16 protein-coding genes, 1 tRNA gene and 1 pseudogene are annotated in these 16,576 nt (G+C 26.6%); 5 read left to right on the top strand and 13 right to left on the bottom strand.

All coding sequences use genetic code 11. The annotated features are described in order from the left end of the window. Positions 1 to 6: 6 nt before the first annotated feature. Both AMN84_RS02345 and AMN84_RS02340 read right to left on the bottom strand, forming a co-directional pair. The gene (locus tag AMN84_RS02345; RefSeq protein WP_075483045.1) at positions 7 to 1,734 is read right to left on the bottom strand and encodes a hypothetical protein; all 1,728 of its coding nucleotides are present in this window, start codon (positions 1,732 to 1,734) and stop codon (positions 7 to 9) included. Then, positions 1,724 to 1,909: a hypothetical protein gene (locus AMN84_RS02340; RefSeq protein WP_075483043.1), complete on the bottom strand. Its 186-nt coding sequence runs from the start codon at positions 1,907 to 1,909 to the stop codon at positions 1,724 to 1,726. Before AMN84_RS02340 ends, AMN84_RS02345 begins: the two co-directional genes overlap by 11 nt. A gap of 57 nt (positions 1,910 to 1,966) precedes the next feature. On the opposite strand from AMN84_RS02340, the gene AMN84_RS02335 reads away from it, so the two are divergent. Together AMN84_RS02335 and aroB are read left to right on the top strand one after the other, a co-directional pair. Further along, the gene (locus AMN84_RS02335) at positions 1,967 to 2,494 is read left to right on the top strand and encodes a shikimate kinase (RefSeq protein ID WP_075483041.1); all 528 of its coding nucleotides are present in this window, start codon (positions 1,967 to 1,969) and stop codon (positions 2,492 to 2,494) included. Next, positions 2,478 to 3,572 carry a 3-dehydroquinate synthase gene (gene aroB / locus AMN84_RS02330; RefSeq protein ID WP_075483039.1) on the top strand — a complete coding sequence of 365 codons (1,095 nt, stop codon included), beginning with the start codon at positions 2,478 to 2,480 and terminating at the stop codon, positions 3,570 to 3,572. Before AMN84_RS02335 ends, aroB begins: the two co-directional genes overlap by 17 nt. Here aroB and AMN84_RS02325 read toward each other — a convergent pair. Further along, positions 3,558 to 3,818, bottom strand: coding sequence for a BolA/IbaG family iron-sulfur metabolism protein (locus AMN84_RS02325; RefSeq protein ID WP_082254961.1), 261 nt, complete (start codon positions 3,816 to 3,818; stop codon positions 3,558 to 3,560). The genes aroB and AMN84_RS02325 overlap by 15 nt on opposite strands. A gap of 24 nt (positions 3,819 to 3,842) precedes the next feature. Here AMN84_RS02325 and AMN84_RS02320 point away from each other — a divergent pair, with 24 nt between their 5' ends. From AMN84_RS02320 to AMN84_RS02310, 3 genes are read left to right on the top strand one after another with little or no spacing between them, the layout of a single operon-like run. Beyond that, the gene (locus AMN84_RS02320) at positions 3,843 to 4,358 is read left to right on the top strand and encodes a J domain-containing protein (RefSeq protein ID WP_075483037.1); all 516 of its coding nucleotides are present in this window, start codon (positions 3,843 to 3,845) and stop codon (positions 4,356 to 4,358) included. Continuing rightward, entirely contained in the window at positions 4,355 to 5,335 is a 981-nt protein-coding gene (gene cobS / locus AMN84_RS02315; RefSeq protein WP_075483035.1) for a cobaltochelatase subunit CobS, read from the top strand. Before AMN84_RS02320 ends, cobS begins: the two co-directional genes overlap by 4 nt. After that, entirely contained in the window at positions 5,328 to 7,133 is a 1,806-nt protein-coding gene (locus tag AMN84_RS02310) for a cobaltochelatase CobT-related protein (protein ID WP_075483033.1), read from the top strand. The genes cobS and AMN84_RS02310 overlap by 8 nt, the downstream gene beginning before the upstream one ends. On the opposite strand, the gene AMN84_RS02305 is transcribed toward AMN84_RS02310, so the two are convergent. The 10 genes and pseudogenes from AMN84_RS02305 to AMN84_RS02260 all read right to left on the bottom strand — a co-directional run. Further along, positions 7,130 to 8,410 carry an ActS/PrrB/RegB family redox-sensitive histidine kinase gene (locus AMN84_RS02305; RefSeq protein WP_075483031.1) on the bottom strand — a complete coding sequence of 427 codons (1,281 nt, stop codon included), beginning with the start codon at positions 8,408 to 8,410 and terminating at the stop codon, positions 7,130 to 7,132. The genes AMN84_RS02310 and AMN84_RS02305 overlap by 4 nt on opposite strands. Next, positions 8,410 to 10,470 carry a DNA gyrase subunit B gene (locus AMN84_RS02300; protein ID WP_075483029.1) on the bottom strand — a complete coding sequence of 687 codons (2,061 nt, stop codon included), beginning with the start codon at positions 10,468 to 10,470 and terminating at the stop codon, positions 8,410 to 8,412. Before AMN84_RS02300 ends, AMN84_RS02305 begins: the two co-directional genes overlap by 1 nt. 90 nt (positions 10,471 to 10,560) lie before the next feature. After that, complete coding sequence (locus tag AMN84_RS02295; RefSeq protein WP_075483027.1) at positions 10,561 to 11,436, bottom strand: glycosyltransferase; 876 nt, start codon at positions 11,434 to 11,436, stop codon at positions 10,561 to 10,563. A 70-nt stretch (positions 11,437 to 11,506) separates the two neighbouring features. Then, a tRNA-Ser gene (locus AMN84_RS02290) sits at positions 11,507 to 11,596 on the bottom strand. Positions 11,597 to 11,598: 2 nt separating this feature from the next. Beyond that, on the bottom strand, positions 11,599 to 12,588 hold the full coding sequence (locus tag AMN84_RS02285) for a DUF6492 family protein (protein ID WP_075483025.1): 990 nt from the start codon (positions 12,586 to 12,588) through the stop codon (positions 11,599 to 11,601). Beyond that, entirely contained in the window at positions 12,585 to 13,382 is a 798-nt protein-coding gene (locus AMN84_RS02280; RefSeq protein WP_075483023.1) for a DUF4422 domain-containing protein, read from the bottom strand. The genes AMN84_RS02285 and AMN84_RS02280 overlap by 4 nt, the downstream gene beginning before the upstream one ends. Next, positions 13,375 to 14,499, bottom strand: coding sequence for a glycosyltransferase family 61 protein (locus tag AMN84_RS02275; RefSeq protein WP_075483021.1), 1,125 nt, complete (start codon positions 14,497 to 14,499; stop codon positions 13,375 to 13,377). The genes AMN84_RS02280 and AMN84_RS02275 overlap by 8 nt, the downstream gene beginning before the upstream one ends. Then, positions 14,471 to 15,478: a Gfo/Idh/MocA family protein gene (locus tag AMN84_RS02270; RefSeq protein ID WP_075483019.1), complete on the bottom strand. Its 1,008-nt coding sequence runs from the start codon at positions 15,476 to 15,478 to the stop codon at positions 14,471 to 14,473. Before AMN84_RS02270 ends, AMN84_RS02275 begins: the two co-directional genes overlap by 29 nt. A gap of 13 nt (positions 15,479 to 15,491) precedes the next feature. Further along, positions 15,492 to 16,301 carry a glycosyltransferase family 17 protein gene (locus tag AMN84_RS02265; protein ID WP_075483017.1) on the bottom strand — a complete coding sequence of 270 codons (810 nt, stop codon included), beginning with the start codon at positions 16,299 to 16,301 and terminating at the stop codon, positions 15,492 to 15,494. Further along, positions 16,302 to 16,576 (bottom strand): annotated as a pseudogene (locus tag AMN84_RS02260) (elongation factor 4); the annotation flags it as partial.

Genomic DNA, 16,576 nt, shown 5'->3' with positions numbered 1-16,576 from the left:
CTAAGTCTATATTCTAACTGGTAAGATTATAGAGAGAATTTCATTTCTTATTAAATCTACGTCCATTTGATTTAATGCATTTACTAAAAAATATAGAGTTTCTGAACCAAGATTTTTAAGTTCGTCTTCACCAATTATTTCTATAATTCTTAACATTGCTAAACCAATTTCTCCGTCATTAATCAAAACCTGTATGTCTATGGGCATAATATTTTCGTTAATTGTATAAAGGTCTTTATATTCCTCGTTTACTTCAATTCCATCAAATTTTAATGACTCTATAACAATTACATCTTTTGTAATTAAATAATTTTTTTTACTTTTTTTAATTTTTTTTAAAAAATTATTGAGATCTTTCTCAGCTTTTTTTTTTGAAGGTTTTTCTTGTATGAAATAATTTATAATTTTTGATTGATGCAAAATTTTATTATTGTATTTAATTTTTTTATTTGGATTTTCTGTTTTAGAATTTAAAACATAAAAATCTGTTAAATCTGAATTTAATTCACTTTCTTTAAATCCTTTAAGAATAAATCTTAATTCATCTTTAAAAGCATTTTCTAAACCATCTTTAATAAAGGATAATTTAAGATCTTTGGAAAGTTGTGTTACTTTGTTGGGATCATCATTCAATAAAATTCCTTGATACATCAAAGCTCTAGATTTTATATTTGATAAATTCTCTTTTTCTGTTTCTACGTTAAGAAGCTGGTCTATAGAGAATTGAAATTTTTTATATACATTAAATAAATCTTTCTCATTATAATTTCTCTCATGTGTAGCCTTTTCTAACAATGAGATTTTTTTCTCATCAGTTGTATCGATATCACTGGTGCTATCTAGTAAATTATTAGACCTTAAATATGTCCAAAATAACTTTGATGTTTTTTTTGTGGGCACATATTTAAAATCTTTAATTGTTTTAAATGAAAGGTGTAAATTTAAAAGATTTTTATCTGATGAAGTATTATCATCTTTTGAAAGTCCCATCAATGAATTAAACTTTTTCTCAAAAAAAGGATCTGAATAACCAGATTCTTTTTCTAAATCAAAACGCATTGTTGCAAGATCATTTTTTTTATTATGTATCAAGCAATATATTGAAAAGTTTTTCAAATAGTAATCGTTAAAATTTTGATTTATTTTTTCAAATAGATTACATGCATCTTTAATTTCTGCCTTGGATAAATACTCATCTAAAACAAATTTAATTAAATTTTCATTTGATATAATATTGAGATTTTTAGTCACGTAGTTTTCTATTAATTCTAAATCTCCATTTTTTATTAACCACTCTTCTTTTAAATCAAAAAAAATTTTTTTCTCTTTGTTGCCATTCGGGGGATATGCGTTGGTTAACAAAATTTTTTGATACAAACGATTAGCATCATCAGATAAATTCATTCTATTAATTTTTTTTTTGATTCCATAAACTTTTTCTTCATTTGAATTTTGCCACATATCAATTGTCAATCCGTTTTCATTCGGATCATAAATCCCAACAATCATATCGTTTGTGTTGGTAAAATTTTCTTGAGTGATAATTTCACTTTTATTACTTGTTGCGCTATTTTGAGTTTCGATTTTAATGCTTTTTGGTTTATCTTTACTTTTAATCTCAAGCGTTTTTTCTTCTTCCTTTTCAAGTTTCCAAATGTCTGTTGGTTCATTGGAAAAAGTTTTACTTGTGAAAAAAAAAATTAATAAAAAAATTATAGAGAGATTATTTAACAATTTTTAAGTTTTCTTGTGGGATTTTTTTTTCAATTAGTTTATTTGGTGATGGAAAATTAATCTTGCCTACAAACACTATCATTCCAAAAATTACTACTATAACTAATACTACTTTAATAATGATTTTTAAGGGGTTTGATGAACTACCAATACTTGTTTTTTTATAAAATTGCATATATTTTTTAATAATTTCAAATTAAGACATATTTGTGTTTTTTCAATGTAGAAATTTATGAAAACAAAAAAAAAAATTGTTTTATTAGGTATGATGGGTTCAGGAAAATCGACAATTGGAGCAATATTATCAAAAAAATTAAATAAATCATTCGTGGATATAGATAAAAAAATAGAGATTTTTCAAAAGAAAAAAATACATCAAATTTTTAAAGACAAGGGGGAAGTTTTTTTTAGAGAACTTGAGCAAGATTTTACTTTATCTTTTTTAGAACAAAAAAAAGACATTGTTATTTCAATAGGTGGAGGTGCTTTTTTGAATGAAAAAATTAGAAAAAGTATAAAAGATAATTCTTTATCTTTCTGGCTAGACTGGGATGCAGAGACATTGGTAAAACGAACAATTAACAACAAAAAAAGACCTTTAATAAATGGCTTAAATAAAAGCGAAATTCGAAAAATTATTAAAGAAAGAAACAAAATTTACATTAAATCAGACTTTAGGATATTTTGTGAAAATCATAAAAAAAACGAAATTGTTGATATAATAAAAAACATTTTAGAAAAAAATGAAAATTCAAATTAACACAAATGATGGTTCGTATCCGATTTATATAGGAAAAAATATATTTTTAAATATTAATAAACTTTTAAGAAGGACTAAAATCAACCCGAGTAAAATATTAGTTGTTTACGATAGTAATGTTCCAAAAATTTTAATTAAAAAAATTCTTAAAAAGTTAAGTAACAAATCAGTATATAAAATTGAAATCGTTTTTAATGAAAAAAATAAAACATTTAAAACAATATCTAAAATTTTAAAAAAATTACAAAAAAATAATTTTAATAGAAATGATTGTTTGATTTCAGTAGGTGGCGGTATATGTGGTGATATTTGTGGATTTGCCTCAAGTATATTTAAAAGGGGTTTAGCTTTTGTAAATGTTCCTTCAACCTTTTTAAGTCAAGTTGACTCATCTATAGGAGGTAAAACTGGTGTAAATTCAGAAACTGGAAAAAATATGATCGGTACTTTTTATCAACCATCTATCGTAATTTCCGATACAATTTTTCTAAAAAGTTTACCTAAAAAGGAAATGATTTGTGGTTATGCTGAGATATTAAAACACTCTTTAATAAGCAACAGAAAGTTTTTTGATTATCTGAGAAAAAATTTTAAAAAAATAATTCAAAAAGATTCCAAACATTTAAAAATAGCAATTTTTAAAAGTTGTAATATTAAAAAAAGAATTGTCGAAAAAGATGAAAAAGAGAAAAACCTTAGAAAAACACTAAATCTTGGACATACATTTGCACACGCCTTTGAAGCTTCAAAGGGATATACAAAAAAACTAAATCATGGTGAAGCAGTTTTATTAGGTATTATGTCAGCATCAAAATTTAGTCATAAGAAAAATTTATTAAAAGATAATGAATTTAATCTAATAATGGAACATCTCAAAAAATTAAATTATGATAATTTAAACAGATATTTTAAAATTAAAGATATTCCGAAGATCATTGAATACATGAAACAAGATAAGAAAAATCAAAATAATTTGATCAATTTGATTTTGTTACAGAAAATTTCAAGGCCAATTATTAATAAAAATTTTTCTAAAATAGAAATAAAGAAATTTTTCGATCGCTTAATTTATAATTAGTTGAAGAGAGTGAATATACTCTTTCATTTCAATTTGTAAAATTTTATAAATTTTTTTTGTAACTTCTACCTTGCTTTTGTTCATTAATTCTTTTGAAAATATAGATATTTTTAAATGGAATTTATTTTTACTATTTTCTTTATGACCCTGATGAAGAAAAGATTTATCCTCAATTTTAATTCCATCAATTTTAATTTGATCTAAGATTTTTTTTTCAACGAGTTCGATTAATTTATTTATTTCCATAATAATTGTTATAATAATACTACAATGAAAATAATTTGCGATTGGAATAATTGTGACAAATTGGGTGAATATAAGGCACCTATTGAGAAGGATAATAGCAAAAATTATCGCCTTCTCTGCTACGAGCATATTAAAGAATTCAATAAGAATTGGAATTATTTCGCAAATATGACTGATCAACAGGTCAATGAATTCATTAAGTCAGATATGACATGGCATAAGCCAACACAAAATTTCAGTGCGCAAGACAATTTTTTTAAGATTTTATGGAACAACACTCTGAAGGAAAACTTAGATGAAATCAAAGATCCAAATAAAGCTGAACAAATTAAACGTTTTACTTATTCAGATGATGATATTAAAGCTTTTAATATATTGAGTTTAAAAATAGGCGTTGACTGGTCAAAAATAAGAGATAAATTTAAAAAACTTGTCAAAAAATTTCACCCTGATAAGAATTCAGGAAACAAAAAATACGAGGAAAAATTGAAAATAATAACGTTGGCATATACTCAACTTAGAAGGAGTTACAGGCGATGAATGAAAATCTAAATTTAATTCCTGATATCAAAATTTCAGTAAAACAAACCTTTGGTTTTGAAACAGATATTGAGGTGGATGCCTTTTCAAAAAAGAATGAGTTTGTTCCCGAAATCGATAAAAATTATAAGTTTGACAAAGATACAACCTTGGCGGTTCTCTCGGGTTTTTCTTATAATAAAAGAGTATTAATTCAAGGATATCATGGAACTGGAAAATCAACTCATATAGAGCAGATTGCGGCCAGACTTAATTGGCCTTGTGTTAGGGTTAATCTTGATAGTCACATTAGTAGAATTGATTTAATTGGCAAAGATGCAATCAAAATTAAGGATGGAAAACAAATAACAGAATTTCAAGAAGGAATTCTTCCATGGACAATCCAAAATCCAGTTGCCCTCGTTTTTGATGAATACGACGCTGGTAGGCCTGACGTAATGTTTGTTATCCAAAGAATACTGGAAGCAGAAGGTAACTTTACTCTTTTAGATAAAAATAAAGTTTTAAAACAACACAAATATTTTAGGTTATTTGCCACTTCAAATACTGTTGGTTTAGGTGACACTACAGGGTTATATCACGGTACCCAACAAATAAATCAAGGTCAAATGGATAGATGGAATATAGTTACAACTTTAAATTATTTAAGTCTAGAAAGAGAAATGGAAATTATACTAGCGAAGAATAAATCATATAATAACCCCAAAGGTAAAGAAAAAGTTGCTAACATGATTAAAGTGGCATCCTTGACTAGGAAAGGTTTTGTGTCGGGTGATATTTCTACAGTCATGAGCCCAAGAACAGTTTTGCATTGGGCTGAAAATAATCAAATTTTCAATGATCTTGGTTACTCATTCAGAGTAACATTTTTAAATAAATGCGATGAGACCGAAAAAAACATTATCGCTGAGTATTATCAGAGATGTTTTGGCGAGGATTTACCTGAGTCTTTGATTAATATTCAATCTAATGAGTAAAAAAGAAGAGTTCATTAAAGATCAATTTAAACAAGCCTTAAATTCAACATATAAAGTTTTATCAGACTTAGGAATTAAAACTGAAAAAAAGTCTGAAATAAAAAAGAACGAATATTTTGATCAAATTAAGATTAATAGTTTAGATACTAAAAACGACTTTACGAAATTAAGAGCAGAGACAGACTCCAATGCATTAAAATTAAAATTTTCAAACTCTAATGTTTATAATAAATACGCTCCACAAAACTCATCTTACAAAAGTTTTTATGAGCTTTCAGAGAAAATAAGGTGCGAATTATTAGGTTTTAGAATTCTTCAAGGTATAAAAAAAAATATTTCAGAAAATTATTTTCTTAAAAACATAAAGAAAGATCAAAGGGAAATAAGAAAAAAAGATGATGTAAGTGCAATTGAAGCATTTGAATTATATTTAATAAGTAAATTTATGAATATTGATCTCAATGCTCTTTCAAAAAAGAAATTGAGTTTTTGGGAGAAAGAATTTGATTTAACAATTAAAAAACATATTCACTTTTTATCAAAAAATATAGAAGACCAAGATAAATATAACGAAAAATTTTCAGAAATTTTAAAAAATATGAAAATTTTCGACTCTGAAAAAGATTTAAAAGAGGAAAATAAATCGAATGAAGAAAATCCACAAAATAAGGATGATAATAAAAGTGAGAAAAACAATGAAAATAGCAATGAACAGCAAACTAGTGCTGAAAACGAAATTCAGACCTCTGATGGTCTAGACGAATTTAGAATGGAGGAAGAATTAACAGAAGACGGAAGCGAGGTTGAAGGAAAGGAAAATGTTATACAAAAATTGAATACTTTAAAAAAAGATATTGATTACTCTATTTATACAAAAAAATTTGACGAAATAGCTAAGGCTGAAAACTTAGAAAAAGAAGAGGAGATAATAAAGTTAAGAAAAAATTTAGACCAACAATTAACTAATCTTCAAGACTTAGTGACTAAACTTGCAAATAAGTTACAAAGACAATTGCTAGCTAAACAAAATCGTTCATGGGAATATGATTTAGAGGAAGGATTGTTGGATAGTTCAAAGCTCAGTAGAATAATAATTGATCCACAAAACTCTTTATCTTTTAAAAAAGAAAAAGATTTCGAATTTAAAGACACGATAGTTACTCTTTTAATCGATAATTCTGGTTCAATGAGAGGTAGACCAATAACAATTGCAGCATTATGTGCTGATATTCTTTCGAGAACACTTGAAAGATGCAACGTTAAAGTCGAAATATTAGGATTTACAACGAAAAATTGGAAGGGAGGAAATTCTAGAGAAAATTGGAGCAAAAATGGAAAACCTAAAAATCCAGGAAGACTGAATGACCTGAGACATATCATTTATAAAGGAGCTGATACTCATTGGCGTCAGTCGAAAAAAAATCTAGGATTAATGTTAAAAGAGGGTTTGTTAAAAGAAAATATTGATGGTGAAGCAATAGTTTGGGCATTCGACAGAATTAATAAAAGAAGAGAAGAGAGAAAAATTTTAATGGTCATATCTGATGGTGCACCAGTTGATGACTCCACTCTCTCGGTTAATTCTGGTGATTACTTAGAAAAACATTTAAAAAAAACTGTAAAATTTATAGAAACTAGCTCCACTGTTGAAATTTTAGCAATTGGAATAGGGCATGATGTTTCAAGATACTACAAAAAGGCGATTAAAATATCAGATGTTCAAGAATTAGGAGATGTAATGATTTCCCAACTAAGTGACTTATTCAAAAAAAAAATTAGCAAAAAGAAATTAAATTAGAGGTTTTTTAAATCTTTGTTTTTCCACGATATTAAAACTTCAGCCCCAGATCTAGTTTTGGAATTTCTACAAATTATTGATGCATTATGTCTTTCCAAAAGTGTCTTACCTATAAATATTCCTAGTCCTAACCCTGTTTTTGATTTTACAAATGATGAAGTTGATTTAATATATGGTTCACCAATTTTATTTAATATTTCTTTCGGGTAACCTGGTCCATCATCTTCAATTGAAATTTCAGAAATTTCATTATCACTTTTAACAGAAATATAAACCTTATTATTGGCAAACTTATTTGCATTTCCAATGAAATTTCTAATTCCATAAACCAATTCTATTAATTTTGGTATTTTAAAAGAGTTATCATCTTGATCGTCATTAAAAATAAATTCTTTTTCTGAAATTTCCTGAAAAGATTTAATTATTTCAGTAACATAATCCTTTAAAGCACATTCTACATCAATAAAATCATCTTCAATTCCAGGGTTTAAAGTTAGTTTCTTAAGAATTTGACTACATCTATCTACTTGATTTACTAATAATTCAATATCTTTTTTCAAGTCTTGTTTGTCTTTAAATTGTTTAGATAAATCCTGTGATATAATTTTAATAGTAGATAGAGGAGTATTTAATGAGTGAGCTGCAGCTGCGGCTTGACCTCCTAATGAAACCAACTCATGTTCTTTTGCTATAAACTCCTCAATTTTATTAAAAGCCTCTTTCCTTAAGTTGGATTCTCTACCAAAAAGAATTGCAAAATAATTGAGGAAAATTAACGCAATCACTAATGAAATAGGAACGCCATAATAATAAAATTCATTAAATGAAATTTCTTTTCCAAGAGGGTAGATTAGCTGTCGGTGGTCAACTGTAAGAAATATAATACACAAAATTGTTATAAATATTAGTAAAAGACTTGTTTTTAGGCTCAAATTAGAAGAAGAAAAAACACTTGGGATTAAAATAAATATTGAGAACGGATTTAATATACCGCCTGAATAATACAAAATACCACTTAATTGTATGATATCTATAAGCAAAAAGATAAATGAAGCTCTGTTTGAAAGAATATTCTTTTCATAAAAATACATCAAAAATAAATTTGAAATAACTCCTAACAAAATAACGAGGTTTATAGTTAAAATGTCTAATTCAAAATTAAATACATATTTTGCAACATTCACTGTTACGAATTGTCCAAAAATAGCAATCCATCTAAGGTTAATATATGTAAGTTTATTTAATGTATAAATATTCGATGCAGATTTAGATACCATTAAACATCTAAATTGTTTATTTCTAAAGCATTAGAGATAATAAAATCTTTCCTGATTGAAACATCATTGCCCATTAGAGTGTGTATAATTTTTTGATCTTTTTTCTGATCACTAGAGTATTTTACCTTCAATAAATTTCTTTTTTCCGGATTTAAAGTTGTATCCCATAATTCTTCGGGATTCATTTCTCCAAGACCTTTAAATCTTTGAATATTAAGTTTTGATTTTTCTTCTAAAATTATTTTTTCAAATTCTTTTGTGCCTTTTTTAATTTTTTTTAAGCTTTTAGAATTACTTAATATAAATTCATCCAGGTTTTTTTCATCCTTAATATAAAAAGTTTTTCCTGCTTTGTTAATCTTAAATAAAGGTGGTTGAGCTAAAAAAATATGCCCATTCTCTATGAGTTTGTTAAAAGGTTTGTTATTAAAAAATGTTAGGAGTAGAGCTCTAATATGAGATCCATCCACGTCTGCGTCAGTCATTATTATAATTTTTCCATATCTTAAATCATGAAGGTCAATATCCTCGACCTTTGGATCTAAACCAAGTGCATTTATTAAAGTCACTATCTCATTTGAAGAAATCATTTTTGAAAGTGTTTTAGTTCGATTATCATTTGAACTTCCATTTTTTTTAGATCCTGTATCTTCAACATATGTATTCAGTATTTTACCACGTAAAGGTAATACTGCTTGAAACTCCCTGTTTCTACCCTGCTTTGCAGATCCACCAGCAGAATCTCCTTCAACAATAAAAAGTTCAGTTCCGTCTCTTTGAGAATTTTGACAGTCTGCTAGTTTTCCAGGCAAACCTGTTAATTCAAGAGCTCCTTTTCTTCTTACACTCTCTCTGGCTTTTCTAGCAACGTCCCTTGCTTGTGCAGCCTGAATTATCTTTAAAAGGACTGTCTTTGTTATCGCAGGGTTTTGATCGAACCAAATAGAAAGTTTTTCATTAATAAAATTTTCAACAATATTTCTTATCTCTGATGAAACTAATTTGTCTTTTGTTTGGGATGAAAATTTCGGGTCAGGCATTTTAATCGAAAGCACAGCACATAGTCCTTCTTTAATATCGTCCCCTGAAATCGAAATTTTATTTTTCTTGAGAATGTTGTTATCACTTACATACTTATTTACTATTCTTGTTAAAGAACTCCTAAATCCCAAAAGGTGTGTACCTCCATCTTTTTGATAAATATTATTTGTGTAAGCATACACATCCTCTGAATATCCAGAATTCCATTCTAAGGAACATTCAATATTTATACTCTCCTTATCACCCTCAAGATAAATAGGCTTTTTAAACAAATCGTTGCCATTTTTATTTTGAAGTTTCTCTTTTTTGTTGTTTAAAAATGTTACAAATTCAATTAAACCACCATCATACTTAAATTCTATTTCTTTTTCTTTTTTTAAAGTTTTATCTTTTACGATTAACTTCACGCCCTTATTTAAAAAAGCCAATTCACGCATTCTTTTTTGAATAATTGCAGTACTAAACTTTGTAGAAGAAAAAATTTCCTTTGAAGGTAAAAAAGTTATTTTTGTGCCGCTTAACTTCGAACTTCCTATTTGCTTCAAAGGGGATTTGGGATCTCCATTCTTAAATTCAACAAAATATTTTTTTCCATCTCTGTGAATTTCAAGTTCAAGTTTCTCTGAAAGTGCGTTTACTACAGATACTCCAACACCATGCAGACCACCTGAAACTTTATAAGAATCATGATCAAATTTTCCTCCGGCATGAAGTTGAGTCATAATAACTTCAGCTGCAGACTTTTTTTCACCCTTATGAAAATCAACAGGTATACCTCGACCATCATCAAAAACAGTAATTGATCCATTTGCGTTTATTTCTACTGTAATATTTTCACAAAATCCAGCTAACGCCTCATCAATAGAATTATCCACAACCTCATAAACCATGTGATGTAATCCTGTTCCATCATCAGTGTCACCAATGTACATTCCAGGTCTTTTTCTAACTGCCTCAAGACCTTTTAAAACTTTTATAGAGTCTGCTTTGTAGTTTGTGGTATTTTGCGTTTTTGTCATTTTTTTGGAAGTTCGTTATTATAACATTTTTAGAAAATTTTATAAAACACCAATTCTGTTTATAGTCAAAAAAGGGTTGAATTTGTTGGTTTATTCGTTCAAAATTTTTTTTTTATTGAACAACTCATTAAATTTGTAAAAAGCCATTATTTTGGATACAAAATATACGACTCGACTAAATCTTAAAATTATTAAGTTAAATATCATTTTAATTATATATTTAGGTACTTTTTTTTTGAGATCTTGGAATATTTGCTCGTGTTTTTTAACTTTAAAAAAATAATAAAGTTCATCAAATGTAAGATGAAAATGTCTAATATATATTTTTTTTAGCTGATTTTTGACTTTTATTTGGCCATGGGCATGAACAACTTTAGCTTTTGATACTTGTATAATAGACCTCTTCATTTTTCTAGCCCTTCTGCAGAGATCAAAATCAAGAAAATAAAGAAAAAAATTTTCGTCATATAACCCAATATCTATCATATCCTTTTTTTTGAACATAATTATAGATCCAAGAACAGTTTCAACACATGTGTCACCATTAAAATTTAAAATGTTTTTCTTTATATTTTTTTCTGGGAAATGTCCTGCATTATAACTTAAATCTTTATTGTGATCATAATATGTTGGTGAAGTAATAAAAGTATTTTCATACTTTTTATGAGCTTCTAAAAGTTCAAAAATATCTCCTTGTTTAATAATGCCATCTGCCTGAAACATCAAAATAAAATCTGTATTAGAAATTTTTATTGCTTGATTGGCCGCTTTTGAATAACCATAATTTTTTGGATTAAGGACATATCTATATATATCGTATTTTTTCTCAATTTTTTTTTTTAATAAATCATTACCAGCATTATCTACAATTATAATCTTAAAATTTTGTAAATTGTCTAAGCATTTAAAGACCATACTTTCTGATTCTTCATAAAGTATGATTACAATTGTAATTTGGTTATTCATAATTATTGACGTCCACATGACGACCAAAGTATTTTAACGTTATTTTAAAAATTATAAAAGATCAAATAAATGGCGGAGAGAGTGGGATTCGAACCCACGAAAGAGTTTCCCCTAAACACGCTTTCCAAGCGTGCGCCTTAAACCACTCGGCCATCTCTCCAATTATAAAAAACTATAAATATTCTTTAATTTAAAAATTAGATAATATTTAAAAGTTTTTACAAAATACCTAAAATATTTTTTTATCACCAATTTTAACAACTTATGCCATTTATGTTTTCTATTTAGCATACCTCTTGAATTTTTATTATTATATGTATGCTCATATGTGACATGAATAATATCTATTAAACTCAGAAAAAAAATTTGTTTTTTCGTTAGTTTTCCACTAAGTCCCTTTCTTAGAGTCATTAAAGACTTTTGCATACACGGTCTTAAACTATAGTTTATTGTTCCTATCAACTCGTATTCAGAAAATAGCGAACCATTGTATGCTCTATTGATTTTTAAGATTGCGTGCAATATTTTTTTGGACAACTTATTAGATATATATTTTAATGATGTTGAGGATATTTTTAATTTTTTTTTTATATTTAAAAACTCATTATAAGAAATTGCAGAAAATTGAGTTAAAAAGGAGAGAAAATTTTTTGGCTTAGTTTGAATTATTTTTTCATTTGTTTCAAAATATGACTTATGAAATTCAAATGGCGTTCCATATTTGATAGAATAGCTATCCTTAAAAAAATCTATTTTTTTTATTAAAAGCGTATCAGCATCCCAAATGACCATATCTTTTTTAAATTTTCCAATAAAATATATTGTGAAGCTTAATTTAAGTATTTGTTGATAATACCATTTTAATCTTGAATTAAATAAAGTTTTATGAGGATACTTAAAAGAATATTTTTGAAATATTTTCTTAAAATTAAAAAAAGTTAAAATTTTATCCTCACTAAGTATTGTTATGTCTTTTCTATTAATTTTTCTTTTAAAAGTGTTTATTTCTTTTTTTGGACAAATCACAAAGATTTTTACTTTTTTATAAAATTTTCTAAAATTTTCATAGTTTTCGATTATGATTGGTATATTTCCTTTCAACGAAACTTGACACAAATATAGCGTATTGTTTTCAAATAAATTTTTGATCATTTTTCTTCAAAAAAAACCCAGTCACACTCATGATGTTTCGTATATTTTGAAAACCAGAATGATAAATATCTCTCAGCAAGATATGCATAGAGACGTTGTTGATCATAACCTTTTAATTGCTTAAGTCCAAAAATTTTCTCACATTTAAATAACCAGTCAAATACGTTTTTAAACCATCGACTGAGAATTTTTTTTTTGGATATCATCATTATGTGAGGATTAAACCTTGTTCTTTTGGAAACAAACTTTCTGAAGTCCTCTCTGTCCTCTTTGCCTAAAACATTTATTGCTTTATCCAACACCCCAAAACCATGGTTCATGTCAAAATTTAAAAGGATATTTTGTTTTTTTTTATCAACGAAAATGGTGGGATCTTTTAAAATATTTTTCCAGCCTCTTTTTATCAATTTCATTCTTTTTGGATTGTCAATGTTAATTGGTTTACAAATCAAGCTCTCATAATTTTTCCATTTTTTTGGTATTTCTTTTAATAGATTGTCTTTAAGCATTTTTAAGTTCTTTATTCTTATCTTTTTTTTAACAAAAAACCTTCTTTTTTGACAAAATCCAATCCACTCGTCTTCTTTGTGTTTTTTAAGTTTATTTTTCCAAAACCAGTAATGAAAAGTTAATTCTGAATAATTTTTTTCTTTATATTGAATATTTTTACCTGATAAACAATTAATGTACTTTTTTGAAAAATTATTTCGTCCTACACCAACTAATTCTAATCCAAGATTTTCAAGATATTTTTTTTTTTGGTTCGTTACACAAAAAATTTTAATTTTAGACATTTTTTTCTAACATCTTTATCTTTTTCAAGAGTATTTTTGGTTCAATATACATATCACCATTATCATATTTGCTTCCTAATGATGGTAAATTAATTTGACTATATTTTAATTTATTTATTTTCGATATCATTTTGTAGTTATTCGGCTGCGCAAAGGGTTTAATTTCTAAAACTTTGGTCTTTTTTTCACAAAAAATTAAATTGGAAAAAGCTGCACCATGAGGGCCCACTACCATTTTTGCGTTACTAAATAAATTAATTTGGCTTATAAAATCTAATTGACCTGTTTTAACAATCTCAAAACCTTTTTTTTTGAGTATCTTTTTAATTTCTTTATTATTAATAAATTTACAGTGTTTAAATTCAGATTCCGACCTATCAATAAAAATTTTCTTATCTTTTTTCTTGTTTTTTTTTAGATGTGCAAATGATTCTTTTAACCAATAGATTATCCATTTAGGTATGTTGTCAGACTCTGCAAATATAGTTCCTTTATGATACCATGGATGCTCTGATACAATTATTTCTTTGGCTTTAACATGTTTATATTTTTCAGAGTCTAGTACTTTTAAATTTTTAATACCAAGGCATCTTAACGTTTTTATTTGAAATTTTTTCAACTTTGGCATGTAAAAATAATTAATCTTTTCATAGTCAATATAATTAAGTGTTATATGAAGTCTTGGTAAAATATCAAATAACCAATGGAAATAGTTCTTATTGCCACTAGCGCCTTGAGCAAGTGATACGATAGTTCCGTTTATTTTTTTTTGTAAATAAGGTGTGCCTCTACTTAAAACAAAATTATTTTTTGGGCTTGATAACTTTCCTTTAATCTGAGTGTAAGCTATATCTTTTAAAAGGTAGTTTTGAGAGATATATGCTACTTGTTCAACGCTATCTGTGCACACTCTTCCATTTTTGATAGTATAAATAGAATATTGGTAAAGATCTTTTTTTTTTATGTTTTTATTTTTAAGATATCTTTTTTTTACATTCGTGAGGCCCGACCTTGAAATATTTATTTTTCCATATAAAAAATAAAAGATATATTTTACAACTAATCTATAAAATTTTTTTAACAAATTTTTAAATATCTTCATAAGATTTCCATTCATCTAAAATTTTTAAATTTTGTTTTATCTCTTTTAATTTTAAACCATAGTTATCTGGTTCTTGAATTTTTTTTTCTAAATATCTTTGGACATCGCTAGCAACATAAGAATAAAGTCCTTTGGACTCTTCCTGATATTCTTTTAAAGAACTCTTTTTTAGTATAATTTTAAATTTTCTCTCTGGGGTTACTAAATTTGGTATAAATATTTCTCCTTTTGAACCTAATATTCTTGCCGAACAACCCAATTTTTCATCAAAGCAAACCTTAATTGTTGATTTAAAATTATTACTGTAATTTATTTCAATTGTTGAATTTATATCTACTCCAGTCGGTCCGATAATATTTTTTTTTTTCAATGAACTTACAGGTCCTTTATTAAGTAATTTTGAAATTTTGTTAGAAAAGGCTACACCATAACAACCAAGATCATTAATCGCACCTCCTCCCAATAGTGGATCTGTTAGTCTGTTTAGGAAATCTATTTTTTTTTTAAAAATCAATAAAATTTTTTGGCGGATATCAAATCCAAAATTATGCTCAAATCCAAAAATATCTCCAATTTCTTCATTTTTAATTAGATTAAATATTAAGTTTGATTGTGGGTGATGCAAGTTCATCATCGACTCAACAAATAAAATTTTGTTTTTCTTTATGAGTTCCTCGCATTCATTGAAATCCTTTAAACTTAAAAAGCAAGGTTTTTCTATTAAAATGTTTTTTCCTTTTGTTGCAAATGTCTTTACAATATTTTTATGTAATGAATTTATCAGTCCTATATATGCAATATCAAATTCTGTATCCAAAATTTCTTCATACCCTTGGAACATACTTTTTTCATGTATTTTATATTTGTCACCGAAAATTTTTAATCTTTTGATGTTATTTGAGGCAATTGCAGATATTTTTGCATTTTTTACATGTAATAAATCATCACAAAATTTGTTAGAAATATTTCCACACCCAATGATTGACCATTTCATAAATTTTTCAAAATTAAGCTATCCACTCTAAATACTTTTTTTTATTTTCTATTAAATATTCTGGGAAAGTTGTGTCTATATCAGTTTTACTAAATCTATCATCTCTGCCAATTATATCGTCACCTTTACTTACTCTATTTGTAATTTCATCCAAACTTAAATATTTTTGGTCTATTTTTTCTTTAAAATTAACTGGATCGTTTGTTTCACAAAGGTTTTGGTATTTATATAATAAATCAATTGGTTTTTTTAGATTACAGAAATGCCACCCTCCATCCTCCAATATATTATTTAATCTAAACTTATCTAATCTCCAAAAGGGTCTTTTTTTGAACTTTAAATCTCTTAGCCACTGAGGCGATTTCAAGTATTTTTTTACACAGATTCGAGATCCATGCCAAAAAGGATTTTTTTCACTTCTGAGATTAAATTTATAATAATAATGTTTTTGCTTAAAAGCTGCAAAACGCATTACCTTTTGAAAATTTTTAATTACATTTGGATTAGGTATTTCATCTAAGTCTGAAATTATTACAAAATCATCATCTTTAGCGTTAACTAGGCCCCTAGATATTGCGTTTCTTTGATGATTTTCACGATCGTAAGGGTCTTTGCCATCAGGAAAATCCTCTACAGGGACATAAATAATTTTTTTTTTAAATTTTGAGAATTTACCTTTATCAAACTTTAATTTTTTAGGATTATTTTGCCATGTCCTATTACCTTCAACTACTACAAAAAAATCAACGTATTCGTTTAAAATATTTAATCTCAAGTCTAATAATAAATCCTCATCCCAGTAAGAAAAACAATCATAAATCATCTATCTCTCTTTGTTTATTTTTAAAACTCCTATAAAAGCTTCTTGTGGTATTTCTACTCTACCAAATTGTTTTGATCTGACCTTACCTTTTTTTTGTTTATCCAAAAGTTTTCTTTTTCTGTCTCTAGCACCACCACCATGTATCTTAGTTAGAACATCCTTCTTGAACCCTTTGATTGTTTCTCTAGCAATAATTTTACCACCTATTGCTGCTTGAACTGGAATCATAAAATTATGCCGCGGTATTAAATCTTTTAATTTTTCACATACATCTC

The sequence above is a fragment of the Candidatus Pelagibacter communis genome (assembly GCF_001180105.1).
GTDB classification, from domain to species: Bacteria; Pseudomonadota; Alphaproteobacteria; order Pelagibacterales; family Pelagibacteraceae; genus Pelagibacter; species Pelagibacter ubique_K.
This window is presented reverse-complemented; position numbering and strand designations above follow the sequence as displayed.